20 protein-coding genes are annotated in these 26,333 nt (G+C 59.5%); 1 reads left to right on the top strand and 19 read right to left on the bottom strand.

Annotation, left to right across the window (positions count from 1 at the left end; genetic code table 11):
- The first annotated feature begins 15 nt into the window (after positions 1-15).
- Complete coding sequence (metH, locus tag E0L37_RS05640) at positions 16-3,717, top strand: methionine synthase (RefSeq protein ID WP_133490800.1); 3,702 nt, start codon at positions 16-18, stop codon at positions 3,715-3,717.
- A gap of 117 nt (positions 3,718-3,834) precedes the next feature.
- Here metH and E0L37_RS05635 read toward each other — a convergent pair whose 3' ends face one another.
- From E0L37_RS05635 to E0L37_RS05545, 19 genes are all read right to left on the bottom strand, one after another.
- A complete protein-coding gene (locus E0L37_RS05635; RefSeq protein WP_133490799.1) occupies positions 3,835-5,895 on the bottom strand; it encodes a PEP-utilizing enzyme in 2,061 nt (686 codons plus the stop codon).
- The gene (locus E0L37_RS05630; RefSeq protein ID WP_133490798.1) at positions 5,892-6,632 is read right to left on the bottom strand and encodes a DUF1461 domain-containing protein; all 741 of its coding nucleotides are present in this window, start codon (positions 6,630-6,632) and stop codon (positions 5,892-5,894) included. Before E0L37_RS05630 ends, E0L37_RS05635 begins: the two co-directional genes overlap by 4 nt.
- Before the next feature lie 3 nt (positions 6,633-6,635).
- Positions 6,636-7,166, bottom strand: a complete 531-nt coding sequence (gene gspM, locus E0L37_RS05625; protein WP_133490797.1) for a type II secretion system protein GspM — start codon at positions 7,164-7,166, stop codon at positions 6,636-6,638.
- Positions 7,163-8,365 (bottom strand): type II secretion system protein GspL, encoded by a 1,203-nt coding sequence (gene gspL, locus E0L37_RS05620; protein ID WP_133490796.1) that lies wholly within the window; start codon positions 8,363-8,365, stop codon positions 7,163-7,165. The genes gspM and gspL overlap by 4 nt, the downstream gene beginning before the upstream one ends.
- A 77-nt stretch (positions 8,366-8,442) precedes the next feature.
- Positions 8,443-9,534, bottom strand: a complete 1,092-nt coding sequence (gene gspK / locus E0L37_RS05615; protein ID WP_133490795.1) for a type II secretion system minor pseudopilin GspK — start codon at positions 9,532-9,534, stop codon at positions 8,443-8,445.
- Positions 9,525-10,148 (bottom strand): type II secretion system minor pseudopilin GspJ, encoded by a 624-nt coding sequence (gene gspJ, locus E0L37_RS05610; protein WP_133490794.1) that lies wholly within the window; start codon positions 10,146-10,148, stop codon positions 9,525-9,527. The genes gspK and gspJ overlap by 10 nt, the downstream gene beginning before the upstream one ends.
- Entirely contained in the window at positions 10,148-10,555 is a 408-nt protein-coding gene (gene gspI / locus E0L37_RS05605) for a type II secretion system minor pseudopilin GspI (RefSeq protein WP_133490793.1), read from the bottom strand. The genes gspJ and gspI overlap by 1 nt, the downstream gene beginning before the upstream one ends.
- Positions 10,552-11,271 (bottom strand): prepilin-type N-terminal cleavage/methylation domain-containing protein, encoded by a 720-nt coding sequence (locus tag E0L37_RS05600; protein ID WP_133490792.1) that lies wholly within the window; start codon positions 11,269-11,271, stop codon positions 10,552-10,554. The genes gspI and E0L37_RS05600 overlap by 4 nt, the downstream gene beginning before the upstream one ends.
- Positions 11,272-11,302: 31 nt before the next feature.
- Positions 11,303-11,734 carry a type II secretion system major pseudopilin GspG gene (gene gspG / locus E0L37_RS05595; protein WP_133490791.1) on the bottom strand — a complete coding sequence of 144 codons (432 nt, stop codon included), beginning with the start codon at positions 11,732-11,734 and terminating at the stop codon, positions 11,303-11,305.
- A gap of 45 nt (positions 11,735-11,779) precedes the next feature.
- The gene (gene gspF / locus E0L37_RS05590; protein WP_133490790.1) at positions 11,780-13,000 is read right to left on the bottom strand and encodes a type II secretion system inner membrane protein GspF; all 1,221 of its coding nucleotides are present in this window, start codon (positions 12,998-13,000) and stop codon (positions 11,780-11,782) included.
- 167 nt (positions 13,001-13,167) lie between these two features.
- Complete coding sequence (gspE, locus tag E0L37_RS05585) at positions 13,168-14,649, bottom strand: type II secretion system ATPase GspE (protein WP_133491005.1); 1,482 nt, start codon at positions 14,647-14,649, stop codon at positions 13,168-13,170.
- A 50-nt stretch (positions 14,650-14,699) separates the two neighbouring features.
- Positions 14,700-15,833, bottom strand: coding sequence for a response regulator (locus E0L37_RS05580; protein ID WP_166643011.1), 1,134 nt, complete (start codon positions 15,831-15,833; stop codon positions 14,700-14,702).
- 1 nt (position 15,834) lies between these two features.
- Positions 15,835-16,410 (bottom strand): chemotaxis protein CheB, encoded by a 576-nt coding sequence (locus tag E0L37_RS05575; protein WP_133490789.1) that lies wholly within the window; start codon positions 16,408-16,410, stop codon positions 15,835-15,837.
- A gap of 89 nt (positions 16,411-16,499) precedes the next feature.
- A complete protein-coding gene (locus tag E0L37_RS05570) occupies positions 16,500-16,979 on the bottom strand; it encodes a two-component system response regulator (protein WP_133490788.1) in 480 nt (159 codons plus the stop codon).
- Between the two features lie 13 nt (positions 16,980-16,992).
- Positions 16,993-17,859, bottom strand: coding sequence for a protein-glutamate O-methyltransferase CheR (locus E0L37_RS05565; protein ID WP_133490787.1), 867 nt, complete (start codon positions 17,857-17,859; stop codon positions 16,993-16,995).
- Between the two features lie 11 nt (positions 17,860-17,870).
- Entirely contained in the window at positions 17,871-21,539 is a 3,669-nt protein-coding gene (locus tag E0L37_RS05560) for a response regulator (RefSeq protein ID WP_133490786.1), read from the bottom strand.
- Positions 21,540-21,814: 275 nt separating this feature from the next.
- Complete coding sequence (locus E0L37_RS05555) at positions 21,815-22,516, bottom strand: hypothetical protein (RefSeq protein ID WP_133490785.1); 702 nt, start codon at positions 22,514-22,516, stop codon at positions 21,815-21,817.
- 46 nt (positions 22,517-22,562) lie between these two features.
- Positions 22,563-23,621, bottom strand: coding sequence for a DUF6708 domain-containing protein (locus tag E0L37_RS05550; RefSeq protein WP_133490784.1), 1,059 nt, complete (start codon positions 23,619-23,621; stop codon positions 22,563-22,565).
- A 3-nt stretch (positions 23,622-23,624) separates the two neighbouring features.
- On the bottom strand, positions 23,625-26,333 hold the full coding sequence (locus E0L37_RS05545) for a T6SS effector BTH_I2691 family protein (protein ID WP_133490783.1): 2,709 nt from the start codon (positions 26,331-26,333) through the stop codon (positions 23,625-23,627).

The raw sequence follows: 26,333 nt of genomic DNA, 5'->3' as shown, positions 1-26,333 counted from the left end.
CCAACGGAGCAGTTCATGTCCAACCAACGCCGCGCACAGCTCAGTTCTCTCATGCAGGAACGCATTGTCATCCTGGATGGAGGCATGGGCACCATGATTCAGCGCCTCAAGCTCAGCGAAGACGACTTTCGGGGCACTCAGTACGCGGACTGGCACTGCGATCTGAAGGGCAATAACGACCTTCTGTCCATTACTCAGCCGGACAAAATCGAAGCGTTGCATCGTGCTTATCTGGAAGCCGGCGCCGATATCATCGAAACCAACTCCTTCAACAGCACCGCCATCGCCATGGCGGACTACGACATGCAGGCGCTGGCCCACCAGTTGAACAAGGCCTCCGCGGAGGTGGCACGTCGCGCCGCCGATGCGGTGGCCACGCCGGAGCGTCCGCGTTTTGTCGCCGGGGTGCTCGGCCCGACCAACCGGACCGCCAGTATCAGCCCGGACGTCAATGATCCCGGTTACCGGAACGTCAATTTCGACACTCTGGTGGGAGCGTACCTGGAGGCTGTGGACGGTCTGGTTCAGGGCGGCTCCGATCTGATTCTGATCGAAACCATCTTCGATACCCTGAACGCCAAGGCGGCGGTGTTCGCGGTGGATCAGTATTGTTACGAGCGGGGACTGGATCTGCCGGTAATGATCTCCGGCACCATAACCGATGCCTCGGGCCGCACACTCACCGGACAGACCACGGAGGCCTTCTACAACTCGTTGCGCCACGCCCGGCCGATTTCCATTGGCCTGAACTGCGCCCTGGGTCCGATGGAGTTGCGTCCTTATATAGAAGAGCTGTCGCGCCTTTCCGAGTTCGCGGTTTCCGCCCACCCCAACGCGGGTCTGCCCAACGAGATGGGCGAGTACGATCTGGACCCGGATACCATGGCAAAGGAAATCCGCGGTTGGGCCCAGAAGGGCTTCCTCAACATCATTGGCGGCTGCTGCGGCACCACCCCTGAACATATCGCCGCCATGGCGGCGGCGGTGCGGGACTGCTCACCACGGGCTCTGCCGTCGATACCGGTGCACTGCCGCCTGTCTGGTCTTGAACCTTGCAATATCGCGCCGGACTCGTTGTTCGTTAACGTGGGCGAGCGCACCAATGTCACCGGTTCCAAGCGCTTTCTCCGTCTGATCAAGGAAGGCGACTACGATACAGCCTTGGATGTGGCCCGGGACCAGGTGGAAAACGGCGCCCAGATCATCGACATCAACATGGACGAGGGCATGCTCGATTCGCTCGAGTGCATGGTCCGCTTCCTTAACCTGGTGGCGTCCGAGCCGGAAATCTCCAAGGTGCCGGTGATGATCGACTCCTCCAAATGGGAAGTGATCGAAGCCGGCCTGAAGTGCATCCAGGGCAAGGGCGTGGTGAACTCCATTTCCCTCAAAGAGGGGGAAGAGGCGTTCCTGAATCAGGCACGCCTGATTCGTCGCTATGGCGCGGCCACCGTGGTCATGGCCTTCGATGAAGAGGGCCAGGCGGAAACCCGTGAACAGAAAGTGGCAATCTGCAGCCGGGCTTATAAGTTGCTGACCGAGGAAGTGGGCTTCCCGCCGGAAGACATTATCTTCGACCCCAACATCTTCGCCATCGCCACCGGCATCGAGGAACACAACAATTACGCGGTGGACTTCATCGAGGCGGTGGCGGAAATCAAACGTACCCTGCCCCATGCACTGATTTCCGGTGGTGTCTCCAACGTGAGCTTCTCGTTCCGGGGCAATAACCCGGTGCGTGAAGCGATTCACGCGGTGTTTTTGTACCACGCCATCAAGAACGGCATGGACATGGGGATCGTCAACCCGTCTCAGCTGGCGATTTATGCGGATATTCCCGAGGAACTGCGCGACGCGGTGGAAGACGTGGTGCTGAATCGCCGGGATGATGGCACCGAACGGCTTCTCGACCTGGCGGAGAAATATCGCGACAGCGGTGACAAGGAAATCAAGAAAGAGGATCAGGAATGGCGTTCCTGGCCGGTGGAGAAGCGCCTTGAACACGCCCTGGTCAAAGGCATCACCGACCATGTGGAAACCGATACCGAAGAAGCCCGCTTGCGGGCGGAGCGCCCTCTGCATGTGATAGAAGGCCCGTTGATGGACGGCATGAACGTGGTCGGCGACTTGTTCGGCGCCGGTAAGATGTTCCTGCCGCAAGTGGTCAAATCCGCCCGGGTCATGAAAAAAGCAGTGGCCTATTTGCTGCCTTTCATGGAAAAGGAAAAAGAGGAAATGGGCACCCAGGATGAGTCCAACGGGCGCATCCTGATGGCCACGGTGAAAGGCGATGTCCACGATATCGGTAAGAACATTGTTGGTGTGGTACTGCAGTGTAACGGTTACGAGGTCATCGACCTCGGCGTTATGGTGCCCTGCGATAAAATTCTCGAAGCCGCTCGCGCCGAAAACGTGGACATCGTCGGACTGTCTGGCCTGATCACTCCGTCGCTGGACGAAATGGTCCATGTGGCCAGTGAAATGGAACGGCTGGAAATGGATCTGCCGCTGATGATCGGCGGCGCCACCACCAGCCGCATTCACACCGCGGTGAAGATCGATCCCAACTATCGTCATGCCGTGGTCCACGTGGCGGACGCGTCCCGCGCTGTGGGCGTGGTTTCCCGGCTGCTGTCCGATACCCAGAAAGACGGCTATGTGGCGGAAACCAAATCCACCTATCAGGACCTGCGCGACCGGCGTAAACAACAACAGGTGGACCGCTCCCTGGTCAGCATCGAAAAGGCCCGGCAACACCGTTTTCAGCCTGACTGGAGCGGTTACACCCCGCCGGAGCCAAAGGTCAAAGGCATCAAGGTGTTTGACGACTATCCCCTGGAAGAGCTGGTGGAGCGCATCGACTGGACACCGTTTTTCCGATCCTGGGAATTGGCTGGCCGCTACCCGCGAATTCTCGAGGATGAGGTTGTCGGCGAGGAGGCCACCCGCCTCTACCATGACGCTCGTGCCATGCTGGATCGACTGCTCAAGGAGAAATGGCTCACCGCGCGGGGAGTGATCGGTTTCTGGCCGGCGCAATCGGATATGGACGATATTCAGCTGTTCCGGCAACCCGGTGATAGCGAACCGTTCATGACGCTGCATCACCTGCGTCAACAACTCGACCGGGAAAAGAACGATAAACCGGATTATTGCCTGAGTGACTTCATCGCCCCGGCGGACAGCGGAAAGCAGGATTGGCTCGGCGGCTTCGCGGTCACCACCGGCATTGGTATTGATGAGCATGTGGCGCGCTTCGAGGCGGATCATGACGATTACTCCGCGATCATGCTCAAGGCCCTGGCCGACCGACTCGCCGAGGCATTCGCCGAGCGCATGCACGAACGGGTACGCAAGGAATTCTGGGGATACGCCGCCGATGAGACCCTGGATAATGATGCACTGATTTCCGAGCAGTACCGGGGAATCCGCCCTGCTCCCGGCTACCCGGCCTGCCCGGACCACACCGAGAAGGCACTGTTGTGGGCGTTGCTGGAGCCGGAGAAAAACGCCGGCATGACGCTCACTGAGCACTACGCCATGTTCCCCGCCGCGGCGGTGTCCGGCTGGTACTTCTCGCACCCGGAAGCCAAGTATTTCGGTACTGGTAAGCTCGGCAAGGATCAAATGGACGATTATGCCGCCCGCAAGGGAATGAGCCGGAAGGAAATCGAAAAGATGGTTCCTCACCTGCTCGGTTATATCGACGAGGACTAGACGCCAGACGACAGACGCCAAGAGATGAAAAACCGGCCCTACAGCGCTGGCAAACATTAAAAACGCTTATTGAGATCCGCAAGGTTTGAATATCTGGTGTTCTAAAGCGTCCGGCGTCTAGCGTCCAGCATCTGGCGATTCATTCCGGGCCACGGTGCCCGCCGCGCCATCCAGGGATACCCACTCCTCGTCACGCACGCCATGGACGGCGTCGGCCAGTCCCCATACCGCCGGAATACCGCAGGCACGGGCCAGACTGGCGGCGGGATTGGCCGGATCCCGGCGGCTCAGGATCAAGGCGCCGGCGCGCGCCAGCCAGGGGGTCCAGGCCGCATCCACCTCATCCACCACCAGCACATCTCCCGGCCGGATATTGTTCAGCGCCCAGGCGCTGCAGAGCCGACGTACCGGCCCTTCCACCCGTCCGGGCACCAGCGGCAAACCCAGCAGTAATGGCTCCGAGGGTTTGCCCCCAAAACCATAGCCAATGCGGTCCATTTTCCAATCCGGCGCGCCAACCAGGGCGTCTTCCAGGAAACGGACCTTACGCTGGGCGATGATCCGCCCGGCGGCGGATTTTGGGATCCGTCGTTGCATCCACAGGATCCAGAGCTCATCGAAATACAGGAAATGGACATCGTCCGGATGCGCCAGTAACTCTTGTGATACCAGCTCCTTGGCGGCGTGCATCAGCAGGTCCCGCAGCTGTTGCGCCAACGACTGACGTAATGTCCGTGCCTGCCTTGCCAGCGACAACCAGGCGGCCGTTTCCGCTCCCAGCCGGTCATCGGAATCTTCGCGCCGGCGCCGTTCGCCAGCGGCTTCCAATACCGCTCTCAGGGTCGGGCTGTCCCGCACGGGCGCATGCACCGGGTCATCGCCGGGGCGCAGTGCCGCCAGTTCGTCCGCGGGTCCGACACTCGCCTGTTCCTCCCCGCTCTTCCCCTCATCCCTCGTTCTCAACTCAAGGGCCTGATCCAATGCCCGCAGTTCGGAGGCCGTCAGCAGCGAGGCCAGCGGAAAGGGTTGATCGGCGCAACCGGGCAACTCCGGTAACCATAGATAACACAACCGGCCTTCCAGGCGGGCCAGGCGCTCACCGATGCGATCCAGCGCGATCAGTTGACGCCAAAACGCATCCCGATCCGAGTTCATCGCCCGTTCTTGTTTCGATTGAAGCTGTTTCAGGTGACGTTCCAGCATCACCAGCGTCCAAAGCCAGCGCCGTCGCGGAGGAGACAACTTCCGGCGAGTGGCCATATCCTCAAGGGATTCCGGCGGCTGCCAGGCAGGCGGCACCTGGGACCAGGCCGCCGGCCAGGTTTCCGCCAGGCGGCGAAAGTAAATCCCGTTACTGTACAAATGACTGTGCTGGCGGCGGTAAGGTTCGACGTTCTCCAGCTCCTTCCAACCGTGGCGGCGGGCCAACGGCCACCAGAACGCGGTTTTCAACCAACGCCCTTCCAGCGTATACCAAAGGGGCGTCAGCGCCTGATTGAACACGGCGCCGCCGGCCCGCCGGTTCCAGGCTTCCTCGGGTACCGGCAGCGACCCCACCGGCAGGCTCTGCAGTAGCCAGATCCGGTCTCCGTCATACCCCCACTCTCCGGCCTGCGGATGGTGAAACTGGTTGCGCAGCAAGTGCCCCAGGGTCACCAGCGCCTCAGCGGGCACAATCCGCTCCAGACCCGGGGAACCGTCCCCGCGATGCACCAACCGTCCATCGGTATCGAACACCAACCGTTGCCGCTGCCCTGCCCCGGCGGGAACGCCCTCCACCACCATATGTGGCAGATCCTGGCGCAACGGATGGCGTGTGAACAGGACGCCCGCGGCCTGCAGGTCCGGCAAGGCCTGGATGATTGCATGGTCCGGTCCGGGGCGGTGTTCGAACAGTTCATGGAGGGCATGGGCCAGGGCCTGGTCACTGTCCAGTTTCAGCAGGCTCTCCCGCCGGGAGCGGGGGTTGATCACGCCGTGATGCAGTACCCAGCGGCGCTGCCGCCCGAACATTCGCGGCAAGGCACGCAGCCGGCGGGCGAGATCATCCACCTGCAGCGCCAGCACCGTTTCACGGCTGACCCGCCAACTGGGCGGTATTGGCAACCCGGATGCCGCCCAGCGTTGGACGTTCTCGGCCCCGTTGACGTCAGGGCCCAGTACCTCGATCCCGCTCATGCTTTGGCGAGACTCCCCCGCCCCGCCAACCGCAGACCGGTGAAATAAATCACGGGCGTCAAGACGGCAACCCCCGCCGACAGCACCAGGGCGATACCACCAAACAACACCGGGGCCTTCATCAAAGTGCTCATCAGCGAATCCTGCCAATAAAAAAACCATTCATGTTCCGGCGGAAACAGCCAGATATGAAACTGGTAAAACACGGCTTCCGGGCCCGCCACCGCGAGCCAGAGTGCCAGCCCGAGCAAGGGCACCGCCAGAGCGAGGGCCCGGCTGCTCCGGGACGGGCGGCGCTGTCGCCTTACCAATAGGGCCAGTGGCCACCAGAGACAAGCCGCGATCAGCGTAACCACCGTACCCAGCCGGATCAGATGGGCGACGTCCTTGAGATGCAGGATTTCCGCCTGCCGCAGCAGTGGGACCGGCTCACCCAGACGGTTTGGATAGTGGATCGCCTCCAGCCCTTCACCATTGTCATGGACGGCCTGGCGGATTTCGTGGAACAGCGTCTGATATTGCTCCGCCTCGAGCCGCTCGAAGTCCCTACGGTACCGGTTCTGAGGACCGTATTCCTGAATGTGCCCCTCAATATCAAGCGTTGGATACCAGAATGCGTAGCCGTAGTCGCACAGGCTGTAGAGTCCCCAGCTAACGCCGAGCGCCAGGATCATGGCATTGAGGGTATAGAGCCACCAGGCCGCCAGGGAGGCGGCGCCACGAGCAGGGCCGACCATCGCCTAGCGGCTCAGGGAGGCGCGGAGCGTGGCGGTGCCGGACTCATTGCCGGGTCCCAGCTCCAGGGTGCCCAGGTTCAGCCCCTGGTCCTCGAGGAAATGCAACCAGATCAACACCGCATTGGCGGGCTGGTCCTCCAACTGAATACGCACCGAGCGGTTACCATCCGGGGTGAACCCCTGCAGGGTCAGGCCGTGATTCTGCGCCGAGCGACTGATTTCACTGACCCAGCTATCACCGAAGGCACTGCTCTTGTCGCGATTATCGTTCTGGCCCCGGGCGGCGCGTACCGCCGGCGCGTTCAATTCAATCCACTGCCGTGTTTGCTCATTGGCGACGTAACGCTGACGGGCGGATTCCCGTGCATTCCAGACCGGCTGCCAGATCAACCAGTAAATCAGGAACAATACGACAACCGCACCCAGTAACTGCAGAATGGTCTGCTCCCGGGGCTCCCTGGAGGCATACCATTCAAAGGCCGGCTGCAACCGTTTGTTCATCTGGGTCCGGGCTTGCTCTATATGCTGTTTCATCCGGCCTGCTCCACCCGAATACGCGCGGTAACCCCATTGGGGCCGTTGCGATAGTTGGCGATGGACGCGTTAACGCCTTTTTCCCGTAATGCGGTTTGCAGTTTCTCCAGGTCGGCGTATTCCTTGGCACCCAGATCCAGCAGCAGGTTGCCCTGACGCTCATCGAATTGCAGCCGTTTGGGCTCCACCTTACTGGCGGACAGCACCGCGGCCACCGAAGGCAGCACCTGGAACAACCGGGCATTGCCCGTGGCGCCACCGCCATTGGAAAGACGGGCCAGACGGGCCTCGAACTGCCGTCGCAAACCGGCGGTGGCCCGGTCCCCGGGGAACAGGCTCTGATAGAGTTTGCCGGCGTCGGCGAAGGCCTGATCGGCGGCCCGTTCATAGCGCCAGGTCTGGACACCGAGCGCCACCAGAGAGAGCACGAACACCGCCGCGGCCAACCCCAACACCGGTTTCCACGGGGCCCATGGAGAAGGCGCGCCCCGGCGATTCTGACGCGGCGCCAGGGCCCCCTGCAGGATTTCCACCATACCGGCCTCGTTAATGCCGTCCCGAAGTTGCTGAAACAGCGCGGTGGGAGAGTCCACACGGGCCAGAGGCTGTTCCGGGTCATTCGGCGCGGGTTCCGCGGCAGCGGTGATGTCTTCCCCGTCCGGAGCCGTGCACAGCGCCATCAGTGAGCTGAGCTGGGCCTCATCGGCGTAACTCAGAGCCCGTTCGCGATCCAGTACCAGCGTCTGGCAACCAGGTATCGCCACCGCCACAGGCGCGGCGCGGGACAACACATCCCCCAGGGACTTGAGGCTGCTGATGTGCACTTGGGCATCCCTGGCCAGAGTCAGCAGCGCATCCAGCGCCTCGCGGTCCACCACGGTGACCGGGTAGCGGCCGTGATCGCCCTTGCCGGCGGCAAACCAGAGCCGCTCGGGCGCGTCCAGTAGCTGCTCCTCCAACAGAAAAGGCAGCACCCTTTGCAGGTGACGCGCCTGCTTCCGGGACAGATTGACATGGGTGCACAGGGCATCGGCGCCGCCGATGACGATCCGCGCACCGCCGCCCCGCAGCGCCTCCAGAGCCTGCGACAGACTGCCCTCGCTGACCGGGTCCGCCGGCGATTCCTGGTACAGCGCCGGGCTTTCGGCGAGTCCATTACGGAATGCCCCCGGGGCCAGATAAATCAGTGCTGTGGCCACAAATTTCGTCCTTTTCCGTTGTGGGAACAGGGTTCCTGTTCTCTGCCCGTTTTCACCACCCGCGCCACCTTTGCCGGTCAGCCATTCGGGTTCAGCTCCACGGTATTATTGCTTTCGTTTTCCGCATTGTAGAAGGGATTGCAGGCCGGTTCGAGGGGGCTCAGCAGTGGCGTTACCTGACGGCTGAACACCCGGGTTCCGTCCGGCCCGCCCTGGGAGGAACGGCGCAACCGGCTGACCAGGCGGCTGACCTGCCCGTCCACCTCCACATCCACCATGATCTGAAAGTATTCGCTGCCCACCGTCAGCATGCCTGACAGATTCTGTTTTTGCTCGTCTTCCAGGGACGTAAACGGGGCCAGAGCCATGACGTCCTCGACATTGGCGATCGGCCCTTCCTCGCGCAAGGCGATTACCGCTTCGGCGGCGTCGTTGCCCGCCACGGTCCCCAGTACCGCGTCCAGCACTGGCCGCGGCGCGGTGTTGACGTTCAGCTTGGTACCCGACGGCAACGCGGTGAACAGCCCCCACATCATCATGTCAGGAAACAGATCCTCGACGGTGAAGCTGCGCAATGCCCGCAATTCGGTTTCATGCGCCACCGCCATGTTGGGTGTGCGGCGGGAGCGGTACTCGGTGTCTTCCGCGCCTTCCACGTTGTCCACGATGTTGTTGGTATCAATCCAATCGGCCATTTCATTGGACAGCAGAGAAGCCTTGTTCGGTTCCGGCAGCAGTTGCTCCAGCAATCGCCGCAAGCGCTCGCGGTTATCCTCATTGCGCTCAAACCCGGGACCGCTGGCGGTGCCCAGCCAGTTAAGGTTGAACCGGCCTTGCAGGTCCTGCACCGAGGCACTGAGGATGGCGTCTTCATAGGGCGTGGCGGGCAGTTCCACCGCCCATTGTTCTTCCACGCAGTCGTCCACCATGGCGTTGTTGCGCTTGTCGTCCTCGAGATCGTCGATCAGACCCTGCGTGGCCACGACTTCCACCGCCATGGCGTATTGATAACGCTTGTCCCATTGCAACAGATTGTCAGCGCGGGTGCGGAAACGATCCTGGCGGAACATCACTTCCGTGGCCACGGCGGCGAGGATCGCGAACAGCATCAACACGATAATCAGCGCCATGCCACGTTGGCGTCGCGGGCTCATCGAGGTCACGCCCATGGATTCACCACGGTGCGGAAGAAACGGTGCAACACGTCGCCACTTTCCAGTTCGACACTGATTTCAACGCTGCGCGGCAAACGCTGCAGCCAGACCGGCTGGGTCGCCACGTTCGGCTCGGGCCAGAATTCCAGCCATTGCCATTCACCCTGGTCGTTCTGATCCAGGTAGCGCACGGTGAACCGCTTGACGTTGTCGATCAGAATGTCTTCCTGATACTCCGTGGCCACGGTGGTGTCGAGTACCGGCCAGTAGCGCCGGTACAAAGTACCGTTCTCGAAAACGTAGATGACCCTCTGCATCTCGCTACGGCGGCGCAGTTGGAAGGGGTTGGACCAGCCCAGGCGAGTGAACTCCACGTACTGCTCGGTGCCGATCATGGCCGGCTGGTAGTCGCCATAGCCATCACGAACAGGGCGGGAAATAAGCTGCTCGAAATCGAGGGTGAGATAGGTCACCGCGCGCTGGCTGTTTTCCATCTCGGCGGCGCCTTCCGCCAGTTGCTCCCGGCTGTCCAGCGCATTGCTGAGAAACTCCACCGCCACTATGTACATCATGGCGAAGATGCCGATCACCACCAGCATTTCCAGCAAGGTAAAGCCACGCTGGCGCATTATCCCCCCGGGTTATTCTGATTGTTCATGGCGGCGGCGGGTTTGCCAATCAGGCTGGCCAGGCTGTACGCCAGCCCCATCTCCTCATCACCGATCAGCGGGCCCACGTCGATATCCACGCGGCGGGTATCCGGATACGGACCGTCGCTGATTTTGGTCTGCACCCACCATTCACGCTCGCCATGTTTGACGCGGTCATCCTGCTCACCGTTTTCCGGCCACAGTTGGAAGGTTTGCATCTCCACCAGCTTGTCCGCCGCGACCATATAAGCGAGCCGGGTATCATCGATGTTGCGATAGGCCACCGCACTGGCACCAAGCGTTTGCCCGAGCGCGATCATCGCCAGGGACAGGACGGCCAGGGCCAGCAACACTTCCACCAGAGTGAACCCGCTTTGCGTTTTCATTCCTCGTCTCGCTTAAGGTTGAACAGACTGCCGGGATCCTCGCTGCTTCGGGTGCGCATCTCACGGATGGTCTGACTACGCTCTTCCTCTTCGCGCACGGCATCCACATCATCCGGATCGCGAATCTGCCCCAGAGCGGTGAGACGCCGGCGAACTTCCAGATCCGGCTCGTTGATGGCACGGAGTGTGAGCAACACCGGCGTGGTCTCACCACTGGGGAAGAAAAACACCTGGGGTAATGGCTCTGAGCGGGCCTCTTCATCCTTCTCGGACTGCTCTTTGTCCAGCAGCCCGATACCTCCGGAGAACTTGCTGTCATCCACCAGACGCTCCGCCACGTCCCCGAGATTCACTGGTGTCACCCGGTCATCGTCGTCGCGCTCCAGCTCCTCCACTTCCCACAGCAATTCGATGCCCTCGGGCAAGGACTCGGCACTCAGGCCGTTGCCCTCCGCCGGGCGGAATACACGCGCGCCCACATCGTATTCCACCGGAGTCCAGCCGCGGTCAGTAAAACGCATCGCCATCAGCCTGCCGGAAAACAGGCTTTGCTCGTTGAGCAATACCAGTTGGTCCGTGAGTTTGGCCACATTGGTGTCCAATTGACGGCCGTCATCGGTCCACACCGGCACCACCAGCACGGCCAGCGACAGCAATGCCATGAGGCCGATAACCACCAGGATTTCCAGCAGGGTGAAACCGCGCTGCATGCGCATGACAGATCCTTCCGGCCGTCGGTCGCCGACGCTAGTTGCTGCTTTCGCGCCAACTGATGTCGGCGTCCACGCCAGTGCCGCCTTCGGCGCCGTCCGCGCCCAGGGAGTAAAGATCGAAGGGACCGTCCACACCCGGACTCAGATAGACGTAATCATTGCCCCAGGGGTCTTCGGGGATCTGCGGGAGGTAGCCCCCTTCAGGCCATTTTTTCGCCGACGCCGGACGCTCCACCAGAGCCCGGATACCTTCCTCGGTACTCGGATAACGACCGTTATTGAACTTGTACATGTCCAGCTGCTGGACAATGCGGGACATATTGGTCTTGGCGATATCGACCTTCGCTTGCTCCCCCTGGCCGATCACGTTGGGCACGATCATCGCCGCCAACAGGCCGAGAATCGCCACCACCACCATGATTTCCAGGAGGGTAAAACCGCGCTGGCTCCGTCGCTTGGTTTTCATCTGTTCACCTTCTTTACGTTGTCGAGCATCTAGGAAAAAAAGGGATTATCCCGCCATGAAGTTGTTCATCTGCAAGATCGGCAGCATCACCGCCAGGACAATCATAATCACGAATCCCGCCATCACCAGCAGCATGATCGGCCCCAGCAGCCCCACAAGAGTACTGACCGTACTATTGAGCTCCCGTTCCTGGTAATCCGCTGCCCGGGTGAGCATATGATCCAGTTCGCCGGACGTTTCACCACTGGCGATCATCTGCACCAACATGGGTGGGAAAAAGCCACTCTTGTCCAGCGCACGGCTGAGGTTGCCACCTTCGCGCACCCGTGCCGCCGCATTCTTGACTGCCTCGCGGATGGCCAGATTACCGACCACCTGGGCCGCGATGAACAGAGCGTCCACCAACGGTACGCCGGAGCGCCCGAGAATCCCCAGTGTACTGGCCAGGCGGGCGCTGTCCGAAGCGCGCAGCATGGTCCCCACCAGAGGGGTATTGACCAGGCGCCGATGCACCCGCAGACGGAATGCCGGTTCACGCAAGGCACGGGCAAACAGCACAATGGCCGCGATGATGGCCAGTATCACCAGCCAGCCCCAATCGCGGGAAAAATCACTAAGCCAGATCACCACCTCGGTGATGGTGGGCAACTTCTGATCGCGGTTTTCGAACACCGCCACCATTTTCGGCACCACGAAGGTCATCAGGAAGGCGATCAACACCATGGAAAAAACCATGATGAAGGCCGGGTAGATCATCGCTTGTGATACCGACCGGCCGGTGTCATGACGGGTTTCCAGATAATCGGCCAGTTGCTCGAGTACCTGCTCCAGATGCCCGCTCTGTTCACCGGCGGCCACCGTCGCCCGGTACATCTCCGGGAACGCTCGCGGGAACTCCGCCAGGGCGCGGGCCAGACTGAAGCCCTCCAGAACCTTGGCGCGTACCGCCATCATGATCCGTTCGACGCGCGGGTTGGCGGCCTGCTTGGCCACCGCGGAGAGCGCCTGTTCCACCGGCAGGCCGGATTTCAGCAATGTGGCCAACTGGCGTGTTACCAGGGCCTGCTCGGCGCTCTTGAGCTTGTTGGAGCCCCCGGAGAGGCGTAGTCCGCCCTGCCCGCCGCGATCACGGGTTTCCACCACTTCCAGCGGCACCCAGCCTTTATCACGCAACTGTTGACGGACCTGGCGGGCACTGTCGGCCTCGGCGGTGCCTTTTTTGACTTTGCCCCGGTGGTCCAGGGAACGATATTCAAACGCGGGCATGATGGTGACCTGTTACTGCGTACCCAAAGGCGCAAAGTGCGGGCACTGTCACCGCAAACCATGACCGTTGCATGACAAACTCTTGCCGGCCGTCTTCGATTACTCGAATTCCATACTTCACGACATGTCTCCATGCGCCTTTCCGGCGTCTTATTGGAAGCGACGAATCAATCTTCCCGAGTGACCCGCAGCACTTCCTCGATGGTGGTTTCTCCGGCCAGCACCTTGCGCCAGCCGTCATCACGGATGCTCGGCGTCAAAGTGCGGGCGTGACGGGCCAGCTTCAGTTCGCCGGCGCGATCATGAATCAGCTGACGCATGGGCTCATCGATGATCACCAGCTCATAGATACCGGTACGTCCGCGATAACCTTGGTGGTTGCATTTTTCACAGCCCACCGGGCGATACAGGGTCGCCTCCTGGTCCGCCGCCAGCCCCATCATCTCGCGCTCGCTCTCGGTGGGTTGATGGCCTTCCTTGCAATCATCGCAAAGCACTCGCACCAACCGTTGAGCCAGGGCTCCAAGCAAGGAGCTGGAGAGCAGGAAAGGTTCGATACCCATGTCCTGCAAACGGGTCACCGCGCCCACCGCTGTATTGGTGTGCAGGGTGGAAAGCACCAAGTGACCGGTCAGGGACGCCTGCACGGCGATCTCCGCGGTTTCCAGGTCCCGGATCTCCCCCACCATCACCACGTCCGGGTCCTGACGCAGGATGGCGCGCAGGCCACGGGCGAAGGTCATATCCACCTTGCTGTTGACCTGGGTCTGCCCGATCCCTTCCAACTGATATTCGATCGGGTCTTCCACGGTCAGGATATTGCGGGTGGATTCGTTCAGCTCGGTGAGGGATGCGTACAAAGTGGTGGTTTTACCGGAACCCGTGGGCCCGGTGACCAGAATGATGCCGTGGGGTTTGTGGATCAGCTCGCGCATGCGCGCGTCACACACTTCCCCCATGCCCAAGTGGGATACCTGCAGGCGACCGGCCTGCTTGTCCAATAAACGCAGCACCACCCGTTCACCGTTGCTGGAGGGCATGGTGGATACCCGCACATCCACATCACGGCCACCCAGGCGAAGGGAAATCCGACCGTCCTGGGGAACCCGTTTCTCAGCGATATCCATGCGCGCCATGACCTTGATGCGCGATACCAACAGTGGCGCCAGTTCCCGCTTCGGGGTCAGCACTTCGCGCAGCACACCGTCCACGCGCATGCGCACCACCAGGCGGCGTTCGAAAGTCTCGATGTGGATATCGGAGGCGTTCTCGCGGATGGCTTCCTGAAACAAGGCATTGATCAGGCGAATGATGGGAGCGTCGTCTTCCTGCTCCAGCAGGTCGGAGGTTTCCGGCAGAGAATCCGCCAGGCTGGCCAGGTCCAGGCCTTCCAGGTTATCGGCGGCTTCCGCCGCGGCACCGCGCTGCTGTTCATAGGTCAGCGCCATGGCGGTGCTGAACGCCCCTTCATCCAGCGTCACCACCGGGGGCAAGGTGCCCAACCAGCGTTGCACCTCTGACAAGGCGGAGAGGTTCGCGCCACGACGACAGCATAACTCCTGGCGCCCTTCCCTCTCCCTAAGCAACACGCCAAAGCGGCGCGCGAAACCATAGGGCAACAGCAAGGGGCCGTCCTGCATTTCTTCCATATCGGCCGGTTGCCGTTCTTCGGTGCCTTCCAGGACTGCTTCGCTCATGGTCAATACCTGTTCATTAACGTCTCCACAATCTCCCGATTCGCCTCCGAGAGATCCAGGAACTGGAACCCCCCGTGATATTCAGAAGGACCGGTTCCTTGCTCACTCCACACCACCCGGGCGTCGAAGCTCATGGTGTTCACGTCTCCGATGCGATCCGGAAGCACCATGCCCAGTTCCCAGTGCTCGCCCGGCGCCGCTTCACGGCGCATGGCCAGCCGGAACCCGCCCAGGCTCAAGTTGGTCAGCCTGCCCACATTACCACCGGTGCCGCGATCAAACACCACCAATTCCCGAAACATCTGTTTACGGGGATGTTTGCGACGCTCCGGGCCACGCATCGGTTCCTCGCCATGGCGCGGCCGCAGCACGAATACCGTTCCGGTGAACGGATCGTCCTGGCGACACACCGGATTGGCGTGGACCCGCAGGTATTGAGGCGCTTCCTCGCTGCCGCTTTCCAGGGTCAGATCACCTTCCCAGGCTCCCCCTTGTGAGCAACGGGCGAATATGGGGCTATCCTGCCAGCTTGCGTTGCTGTCGTCACCTGCGGCGATAGGCAGCACTTGCGTAATCGGCAGGCTCAATAGCGAATCCCGCTCGCGATCCAGCAACGCACAGGCGGACGCGTTGCAGAAACTGACCACGCCGTCGGCGTCGGTACCGATGACGGCATCCCCCAGCGCCTGCAGCAAACGCTCGTTCTCGTCCTTGAGGCGCTTCATCTGCACCACCGCTTGCCGCAGGCGCCAGCGCTGACGATCCAGTTCGAGGAAGACATTGACCTTGGCTTCCAGGATCTGTTCATCCACCGGTTTGAACAGGTAGTCCACCGCCCCGTGCTGATAGCCCTTGAAGACGTAACTCTGGTCTTTGGAAATGGCGGTGACGAAAATGATCGGGATATGCCGGGTGCGACGATTCTGTCGCAGCAACGTGGCGACCTCGAAGCCATCCATATCCGGCATCTGCACATCGAGCAGAATCAGGGCGAGATCATGCTTGAGCGCCCATGCCAGAGCCTCGTCACCGGATTTCGCCATGATCAGGTTCCGGTCCTCCCCCTCCAGTACCGCCTCCATGGCGACCAGGTTCTCATGACGATCGTCCACCACCAGAATATTCTGTTTCTTCATGTCACAACCCAACCAGATAGTCCGCCAGGTACGGGCCGATCCGTTCCAGATCAAGCACCTCCCGTGCCGCGCCTTTTATTATCGCCGCCTCTGGCATCACCGGCGCCTCGCTACTTTGCGGTGACTGCACCAGAGTATGGCCGCCGCGCCGACGGATATAGTCGAGACCGTCGGAGCCATCATCGTTGGCGCCGGTCAGCAGCACCCCGACCAGCGCCGAGCCGTAGGCGTGGCCGGCCGAGAAGAACAGTTCATCGATGGACGGCCGGGAAAAGTGCACCGGCCGATAGGTGGAAAGTGCCACGGTGTCATCCTCACTGACCAGCATGTGGTATCCCGGCGGTGCCACGTAAACGTGACCGGGCAGAATCTCCTCTTTGTCCTCCGGGGACCTCATCGGCAAGGTGCTGTAGCGGGACAGCAGCCATGCCAACCGGTTATCGGCGCTGGCGTGCTGATGCTGGACCAACAGTACGGCCGCCGGAAACCGCGACGGCAAACCGGCCAGAATCGTGGAGAAGGCGTTCAACCCTCCCCAGGACGCCCCCATCACCACCGCCTTCACCGCCCGGCCCATGACGCCCACCCGGCACGGCGCCCACGGGCTTGCCGGTATCGTGTCATTGCCACCCGCTCCCTGTTCGCCACGCCTCCTGTCTGCTGATTTCAGCCGTCTCCCCGCTCACGTTGCATACGGGCCTTCTCCGCCTCATAGGCGGCACGGTGAGCCTGGGCTTCCTTCAGTTTGGCGAGCAAGTCCCGGCGTTGCCGGTCCAGCTCCAGGAAGAAATTGACCTTACTTTTCAGAATCAGCGGGTCCAGCGGTTTGAACAGGTAGTCCACCGCCCCGGCCTGATAGCCCTTGAAGACGTACTTTTTCTCCTTGGAGATGGCGGTCACGAAAATAATGGGAATGGTCTGGGTGTCCTTGCGCTGACGCATCAGCTCCGCCACCTCGAAACCGTCCATGCCTGGCATCTGCACATCCAGCAGCACCAGTGAAATGTCTTCCCTGAGCATGATTCTCAAAGCGGCCTGACCGGACTCGGCCTTGAGCAACACCCGCCCGTCCTCCTCCAGAATGGCTTCCAGGGATACCAGATTGGCGGGTTGGTCATCGACCAAAAGCAGCTTCTGCTCGATCATCACTCTTCTCGGTTTAGGCGTTATGTGGGATCTGTCGCTTACGGAAGATGCGCAGCGACTTGTTGATCACGTCGAAGGCATCTTCGTTACCACTGAAACGCAGGCTTTCCTTGGTCCCCAGGCAGAGGAAACCGCCCAGATCCAGGCTGTCGTCGAACAGGCGGATCACCCGTTCCTGTAACGGCCGGTCAAAGTAGATCAGTACATTCCGGCACAAAATCACGTGCATCTCGCCGAACACCTGGTCCGTCGCCAGATCATGATCGGCAAAAACGATGTTGCGCTTTAGCCTTTGTTCCATGATCACGCTGTCGTACCGTGCCGTGGCGTATTCCGACAACGACTTGCGGCCACCGGCCCGGCGGTAGTTCTCGGTATACTGCTTGAAGGCGTCGATCGGGTAGATGCCTTTCTTCGCCGCCAACAGCACGTTCTTGTCGATGTCGGTGGCATACAGCATGGTCCGGTCGTAAAGCCCTTCCTCCTCCAGCAGAATGGCCATGGAATAGATTTCCTCGCCGGTGGAGCAACCGGCATGCCAGATCTTGATGAACGGAAAGGTTTTCAGCACCGGGATAACATCCTCGCGGAAGGCGCGATAGAACTCGGGATCCCGGTACATTTCGGTCACATTGACGGTCAGATCGTTCAGTAAAGTGACGAAGAACTGCCGATCCCGCAGCACCCGCTCGGTCATTTGCGTCACCGATGGGAAACCCGACATGGTCAACCGGTGCATCACCCTGCGCCGCATGGACGCCCTGCTGTAGGCGCGAAAATCGTAGCCGTAGAGCTGGTAGATCGCCTCCAGCAGCAGGCGAATCTCAATGTCCTCGATTTGAATCTGATCATCGTCGATCACGTCCGTGGACTGCTGCACGACATGCCCTCCTAGCGATGCAGCCAGACCCGCATCAGCGAGGTCAGCTTGCTCATGTCGATGGGTTTGGAGCAGTAGTCATTGGCGCCCGCCTCCAGGCACTTGGCCCGGTCATCCTTCATCGCCTTGGCGGTAAGGGCAAGAATTGGCAAGGAGGCGAATCGGGCCTGTTGGCGGATATGCCCCATGGCCTGATAGCCGTCCATCTCCGGCATCATGATGTCCATCAACACGATGTCGGTTTGCGGTGAGGCTTCCAGGGCTTCGACCGCCTCACGGCCGTTGTTGGCGATCTCAATATCGAATCCGAGCTCCTCCAATTGAGCCGACAACGCGTAGATATTGCGCATGTCATCATCCACCAGCAGCAGCCGTTTGCCCTCGAAAATGTCGTCGCGGTGCTCGATCAGTTCCGGATTGCCACGCCGATGGCTCGGCAGCGTTGATTCCAGCCAGTGCAGGAACAATGAGGCTTCGTTGAGCAACCGCTCGTGAGACCGCTCGGTCTTCAGAATGATGCGGTCCGCGTACTTGCGCAGCTTGGCTTCTTCTTCCCGGGTCAAATCCTTGCCGGTGTAAATCACCACCGGCAGTGTCTCGTTCTCGTCGCCTTCGTGCAGACGTTCCAGCAACTCGAAGCCAGTCATGTCCGGCAGGGTCAGATCCAGGATCATGCAGTCGTAGACCCGTTCGCCCAGTGCCGCCAATGCCTCCTCGCCGCTGGTTACCGCGGTAATCTCCACGCCTTTCTGATCGAACAGCTCGCGGATACTGGCGTGCTGTGCCTCGCTGTCTTCCACCACCAGGAGGCGGCGAACATTCTTTTCGATGGCCTGCTCAATGGTGCCGAACGCGGCCAGCATTTGCTCCTGGCTGACCGGCTTGGTCAGGAAGTCAATGGCACCGAGATCCAGCGCTTTCTTGCGCTCATCCTTACCGGACAGGAAGTGCACCGGGATGTCCTGGGTGCGCGGGTCGGCCTTGAGGCGCTCCATTACTTCCCAGCCATCAATCCCCGGCAAACCGATATCCAGAATGATGGCGCTCGGGCGGTAGCGGCTGGCGTATTCCAGACCGCTTTCGCCGTCCATGCAGATATGGCTCTCCAGTCCGTAGTCCGCGGCCAGATCCACCAGCACATTGGCGAACTCCCGATCGTCCTCCACCACCAGCACGGTCTTCTCCCGGACCACATACTCTTCCGCTGACGGCTCCATGGCGAGGGGGGCGGTAGGCGCCGTGTGAGCCTCGGCGTTGGCCCCCACGTCCATACTCTCCTCCAGGGCCGCCTCGACGCCCAGCGCCTCGCCTTCCGGCAAATACAGAGTGAAGGTGGCCCCCTGCCCCAGCCCATCACTGCGCAGGCCGATTTCCCCGCCCAGCAGGCGGGCCAGCTCCCGGGAAATGGTCAGTCCCAGTCCGGTGCCGCCATATTTTCGGCTGGTGGTGCCGTCGGCCTGCTGGAAGGCCTCGAAGATCAACTTCTGCTTGTCCTCGGCGATGCCCACCCCGGTGTCGGTGACGGCGAAACACAAGGTGCCTTCACGCTCCAGAGTCCGTCCGGGAATGCGCTCGTCCTGGGCGGGACGCCCGATGGTCAACGTCACGCCGCCTGTGTCGGTGAACTTGAGGGCGTTGGAAAGCAGGTTCTTGACGATCTGCTCCAGACGCTGCTTGTCCGTGTAAAAATGCGGCGGCACGTCCTCCTGAATCACCACGTTGAAACCCACGCCTTTATTCTCGGCCACATGGGTGAAATGCCGCTGGAAGTAGTCGGAGACGTCCCGGGGTGTGATCTCATCGATCATCACATCCATTTTGCCTTCCTCGATCTTGGAGATATCGAGAATGTCGTTGATCAGCGATAGCAGATCGGAGCCGGCGGAATGAATGACCTGGGCATGCTCCACCTGCTTCTCTTCCAGGTTGCCTTTCTTGTTCTGCCCCAGGGCGTTGGACAGAATCAGGATCGAGTTCAGCGGCGTACGCAGCTCGTGGGACATGGTGGAGAGGAACTCGGATTTGTACTTGGACGACAGTTCCAGTTCCTTGACCTTGTCCTCCAGCTCCTCATGCAGTGTCTCCAGTTCGGTATTCTTGCGCGACATCTCCCCTTTTTGCTCACTGAGCATGCGCGCCTGGGCTTCCAGCTCCTCATTGGTAACCCGAAGCTCTTCCTGCTGCGCCTGCAGTGACTCCTCCGACGCCCGTAACGCCTGCGTCTGCGACTCCAGCTCCTCGTTAATGGCCTTGAGCTCTTCCTGTTGCTGCTGCAGGCGCGATTCCGACGCCGCCAGCTCGGAGGCCTGACGCTCCAGATCCTGATTGGCCCGGGCCATCTCCTCCTTCTGCTGACTCAACTCCTTGGCCTGCTCCTGGGTGCGGGTCAGCATTTCCCCCAAACGCAACCGGCTTTGCGCGCTATGCAATGCCACTCCGATCAGTTCCACCCCTTGCTCGAGGAACGTCAGATCATCATCCTCAAAACGTCGGAAGGAGCCGATTTCCAGCACCCCCTTGAGCTCTTCCTCATGGAAGATGGGAATTACCATCAGATTACGGGGCACCGCGTTGCCCGTGCCGGAGGACACCAGGATGTAATCTTCCGGAACCTCCTCGAGAATGATGGGCTTGCCTTCCAGTCCACATTGGCCGACCAGGGATTCCCCCAGAGCGAAGTCATTGGCCAGATGCTTACGGCGCTGCATGGCGTAGGCTGCCCGCATGTACAGGCGCTCGCGCTCCACATCGAAGGTATAAAAAGCGCCGATCTGAGCGTTCAAGGTGGGAATCACATAACCCAGCAAATTGCTGCCAAGCTTGTCGATGGCCATGTCGCCCCGCATCAGATCCCCCAATTGGGAAAGCCGGGTTTTGATCTGCTCCTGGCGTTTTTCGTCCTCGATGCGATGTTTGATTGTGTCCCGCATCTTGCGGATGGCACGGATCAGATGACCGGTCTCATCCCGGCTTTCACTCTGAATCGCCGTATCCCAGTTGCCGTTGGCGATGCTGTCCGCGGCTCCCGCCGCATCCTCCAAGGGGCGCGTGATCGAGCGCGTCACCCTCAAGGCGATCCAGCCCAGCAGAGTAAAGGCCATCACCCCCAGTGCCAGCCCGATCATCTGGGTGCTGCGGTTGTCTTCACGGCTCCGCAGCAGAGTGCCACGGAAGGCCTCATAGCGCTTTGCCTGGAATTCGTCCTGCGTCTGCTTGAGCTGCCGCTCCAGCAGCTCCACCCGATCAAGCCAAGCGTAGCTGTTCACCAGGGTCATGGGGTCTTCAATCAGCGCCTGGGCGAGCCCCGTTGCCTCGTTCAGATAATCGATGAAGGACATGCGGATCTTGTCCACGTCATCGGTCAGTGCCGGATCCAGCCGGTCGATATCACCAAGCCGTTCCAGAAACTGGTCCGAGCGCACCCTGGCCTCATCCAGCGGCCGCTCGTCGATCTGGGCGATGGCCGTACTGTAGGCGTCGGCGATCCCCACGAACTCGAGATTGTTGGCGTTCACCAGCTCCAGCACCGGGAAGTCATGGTTCTCGATGCGGCTCAAGTGATCAATATTGGTCGCGGCGATATAGTAGCTGTACAAAAAGTAAGCCAGAAAAAGCACGATCCCCAAAACCGCCACGGCGAGAATCTTCAGCCGGACGGACAGATTCTGAAACCACCTCATTAACGCGTCCCCATGCGTGCCTACAGGCGCTTTTGTTGTATTCCCCCCAAAAACGGGAATAAGACTAAATTCGTAGGCTAACAGAAAGGACGAAAGGGCCAAACCCAAAGCGGAGCTCGACCCGTGCGAGGGGCAAAAAACGAGATATGGCGCACACTTTTAGCCCGAGGGAGGTGTCCGAAAGGGAGTCGCGGGAGCGTGCGCTGGAAGCCTGGCCAGATGGCTTTCAGGGACTTGTGGACGGGGGCAAGGTTATCCGTCGCAGCACACCTTCGCTAAGGCTGTTCGGGCCCAATATATTTTTCTTCTTTACTCTCATGAATGCCTGGCTTGGGGAAAAGGGTTGCCGGCTTGCCATTGTCCGGCACCAAATACATAGGTTTGCGGTCTTTCAGCGGCATAGCCAATGCCAGTCCCCTAAGCTCTGGAGAGTTTTGATAGTGCATGCCACTACTGAATGCGTATACATCACGTCTGATAATATCCGCCATTAATTCCGCGATACATGGCATTCCACTGGCAGTATTACCAGCATTACAACAATAGAGCCAAACATTCGCATTTTTACGCATGTTGCCTGGAGTAAGGCCGAATACATTTGACAGATCGACATTCGTTCCGGCCCAAGCGTTCTCCCCGACAAAAATAGCCTGGCTACTTGCGTGGCCAAAAAAGTAAACACCGCTGACAACACGAGCCAAAAGAGGCGGTGTTTCCGGGGCAGCCCCTTCGATGGCCGCTTTGAACTCCTCAAAATTCGTCACCGGAGTTACCAGAGTTTCAGCGTTCTCTTGCTCTTCAAGCTCCCTGGCCTTGGTTTCCGCTGCCCACTGAAAGACTTTTCCGGCATTTTTTCGGATACCGGGCTCACCATACATCAATATATAAAAAGGCCTGACATCGACCTCTACTACCGCCCTTTTTGTATTGGTTGTTGATGAGGTCCGGGATATCCCGATTTGAACATAGGTGGCCATTCTCAGCTCCCTGCTTGTTTTTCAGTATTCTTTTTCCTAACACCCTTTAAAAAAAGCGCTTCACCGTCAAAAAAACAGGCCAGCAAATAGCGGTAACGGCTATGCTCACTCCGAGCACGGTACACAACAGAGGCCAATGGAAGTCCCACCATCCCAACTCACGATTGTCACGCCATGTTAGGACATAAGGGTCATCAGCGTCGATTTTATTGGCTTGCTCGACCTCCTCTGGCCATTCAGGCTGCTTACTGGTCCACATGGCGAACATGCGGCCAACGGCATTGAGACCCAGAAAGGGTGACCCAAGGAACTGGAGCCACGGCCAATGCACCGTCCACAGAAAGCTTTGCGTTATGCTCCAGCGCCAACCTTCCTTACGACCATCAAGCGGTGCCAGATATCCACTTTCCTGCAAATGCCGGATTGTCCGCTCTACTCCGTCGGGCGCCTCCATATAGGGCTGCAGGAACGCCCAAAATTTGTCAACTGACAGTGCATTCCCCAGCAGAGTTGCATAACCCAGTGAAAACGATTCGAGAACAGTAATGCCATCTTTATCCAAAACGTGGGCACGCAAATCGTGGGTCGTACCAGCGAAAAAGTTCTTGGATTCCCCTCGCACGAGATACAAATCATCCCACGGCACCATCAAAACCGTTCCGTTTTGCCGGAACACATGCACTTGCCGAGTCTTACGGTTAATCCGCATCGGATAGTGAGTCCAGCGCCCGACTTCAGTACGGACAACCCACCAGCCGGCCCAACCTAGACCAAGCCCAACCAAAAGGAAAAAGATCAATACTAGCCAGGAAATCCAGAGTTCTTCTTTGCCTATCACATGAAAGAAAGCCCGAACATTGACTACAGAAAGAAAGATGGAGGCCAGAATAACCGCACTCCCAAACCACACATTGAAGCCTTTAATCGGATACCAGCGATCCACCAAGTCCATATAGGTGCTGTTACACTTAATGACAGATAGAAAATCCATAGGTGGCGCATTTCTGGATTGCTTTTTTTGATAGCGGGCCGCCTTTTCCTCATCGGTCAGAGGGCGATTTACCGGGAAACGAAAAGGCCGAAAGTCGATACCTGTGTAGTCCACTGTTTATCCTTTTAGCGCGACATCGAGTTCAGCCAGTTCGGTTTCCAGGGCTTGATATCGATCTCTCTCATCGAACTTCCCAAAATAACAACGTTCTAACCAGTCCTGAATTTTGTTGTCTTTGAATATTTCGATTAACACTGCGATAACAATCACCAATACGACCAGAACAATCCCAATACCCGTCGCGCCTAACCAAAAAGCGAACATTGCTCCGACGGAAAGCGCCCCGGAAAGTTGGAACAACCGCCCCGCCGTGAAGTTCCCCTCTTCCATTTCCTGATCTCCCCGGTAAAAATCAAAAACCGCCATTGCAACACCCGTAGTAATCCCCAACCCCCTTCCAATGACACGTAGTGCTTTACCTACGTACTTTTCAATAATTCTTGCCAGTCTCGCGTCAGCCTGTGCCGCACTCTCCGACCATTTACCCACTGTCTCTCCCAGGGTGCCTATCAGGCCGGCTACCGCTGTGCCATAACGCCTGCTATTTTCATTGGCCTCGTGGGCCATGCTGCGGTCCACATCCTCCGCCAGCTTGCCCAGGGCCACCATCTGCAAGATGCCCGTTACAATCCCCAGCCCCGCCGCACCTGGCAGGAGTTGGCGCCAGCGAAGCTGGGTCAGGCGCCGCCTGTCCGCTTCAGTCAGCAGTGCCGATTCAGCGAACCGTCTTGCTCCACCTTGCTCATCTACTCCGGGGAAGTCCTCAACTACTCTAGGATCAGCCATGATCAGATAGCGGAAGCGTCCGGTTCCATGTTCGGGCGCGCCGTAAATTTCCGCTTTACGCATCTGGATATCGATGGCCCGATTCAACTCCTGCAAGTCGCCGACCTGGCCATTTGCCACTGTCATCCTTGCCACCAATTCGGCAATGGCATTGGCTCTGGGCATCGTCACATCCACCATAATCACTGGCGCCTTTCCAATTACTCCCAGCGCCACCAATCCTGGTCCAACCACGCTATCCACCGCTCTACCGGCGACTTCGGCAATCGGCCCACCTACCGCCGCCGCCAGTCTGGCCACCGCGTTCTTTCCGCCAGAGCCGATGGCCTCAACAGCATTGTCGTAACTTTCAATCAGACGGTCCCATGGCAACCCTTTAAGGGAATCCGGTGCCAGGCCTCCCTGGGAAAAACTGTTCAATTCCGCGACAATCGCCGCCTGATTAAAGCTCATTGCGCTCAGGATAAGGTTGCTCTTTTCAATGGTACCAGCCTCCAGCCACTGTTTATAAGCCTCAGCGCAGGGTTTGTACTCTTGTGTGTCTTGAATGCACAACAACACCGCATTAACAAAGCCCAGACCTGATTCCACATCCTTGGCATCACAGCTCGCGTGCAGATGCTCTGATAGTGTTGAGTGTCGCATCCACGCCACATGGGCTTCCGCCAAAGGCTTGATGACTCGCTGATCAAAGTCCGTCAGTGTCTCACGCCAGTGTGACTTCCAGTCCGCCCAGACGGTGGTGGCATCACCATCCGAACCTTCCGTTCTCAGTTTATCCTCGTAAGTTTGCCAAGCGTCCCTTCTGGCCTGCGCCAGTTGGTCCGGGGTTGGATTGCGCCAACGCTCGTAGGCCTGTTCACGCGCTTCTCGTTGCGATGGAAACAACAGGTCGGCCAGCGCCATTCCCACCACCGAAGCCCCCCCATCCTGAGGATTCATTCTTGCCGCCGTATGGCCAACATCAACGGTAACATCTCGTACTGCCCGTTCAGTCTCATAGATCTGCCGGTTTTCCGCATCGTCATGAATGGCCTCACGCAAGCTCTCGATAGCTGCGGATACCGCCAGCGGGCGCGTATGGTCGGGTTCAGTCATCAATTCACGTAACCGTGCCCCCATGAGTGCCGCCAATTCGGCAGTGACGCCAACCGGATCGTTCAGCGCTACCATCAATGGTGGTGCACCCGCTGTTTGAGTGGTGGTTCCCACCCAGCCCAATAACCCCATGGCCTCGGATTTGAATCCGTGGAACTGGTGAGGCGAGAAATCAAACGTTGGATAGCTCCGCACAGCAATTGTAGGCATAGTGGTCAGGGCTACCGGCTGGCCGGTTTCCGGGTTGGCCATATGCAACGTGGAGGCTGGGCTGTTGCCATAGTCCTGGCCGACACGATCATATTCATTAATCACCTGCATGAAGCTATCCATAGGGGCGGCATGAGGCTGCTTCCTGTTCCCAGCCACCCAGGCGCCAACATCAATCTTGCGCATGTGTTTTTCCCGGTTACCCTCTGTCCGGTTCCAAGCCAATACATCCTGTGTCCAGGCGGTGTCGGAAAAAGCGAACCAAATAGCTCCAGCATTCTCTGCATCTGGAATGGTAATACAGCGAGCCATATACTCCTCGCCAGTGCGAAAACAGGAGAACTCAATCTCACTGGCATCCGGCGGAGTCGTCTCCTCCACATCAAATTCGTATAAAAAGCCCAGCTCCGTTACCACATACGCCGACCAGACTCCGCGCACCTCATTGAATGCATAAAGATAGCCCGGCCGAAGCAGGCGCGTGGTGTATTTCGCACTTGAGGCTGGCAGGGTAACCCCCGTTCCTCCCTGAATGCCTTCCCCAAACTCGCTTGGCAGATCAAACGCCTGCGAGTCCTCTTCGCCGTCCGTGCGGGCAACTGCGTAACGCACCGGCATGATGGGCAGGCCAGTTTTCTGACAAAATGGGCAGGTGGCGGCCGGCTCGCTCAT

The sequence above is a fragment of the Alcanivorax sp. 24 genome (assembly GCF_004360225.1).
Classification (GTDB): domain Bacteria; phylum Pseudomonadota; class Gammaproteobacteria; order Pseudomonadales; family Alcanivoracaceae; genus Alloalcanivorax; species Alloalcanivorax xiamenensis.
The sequence above is the reverse complement of the archived record's forward strand: the minus strand, read 5'-3'. Positions and strand labels throughout refer to the sequence as shown.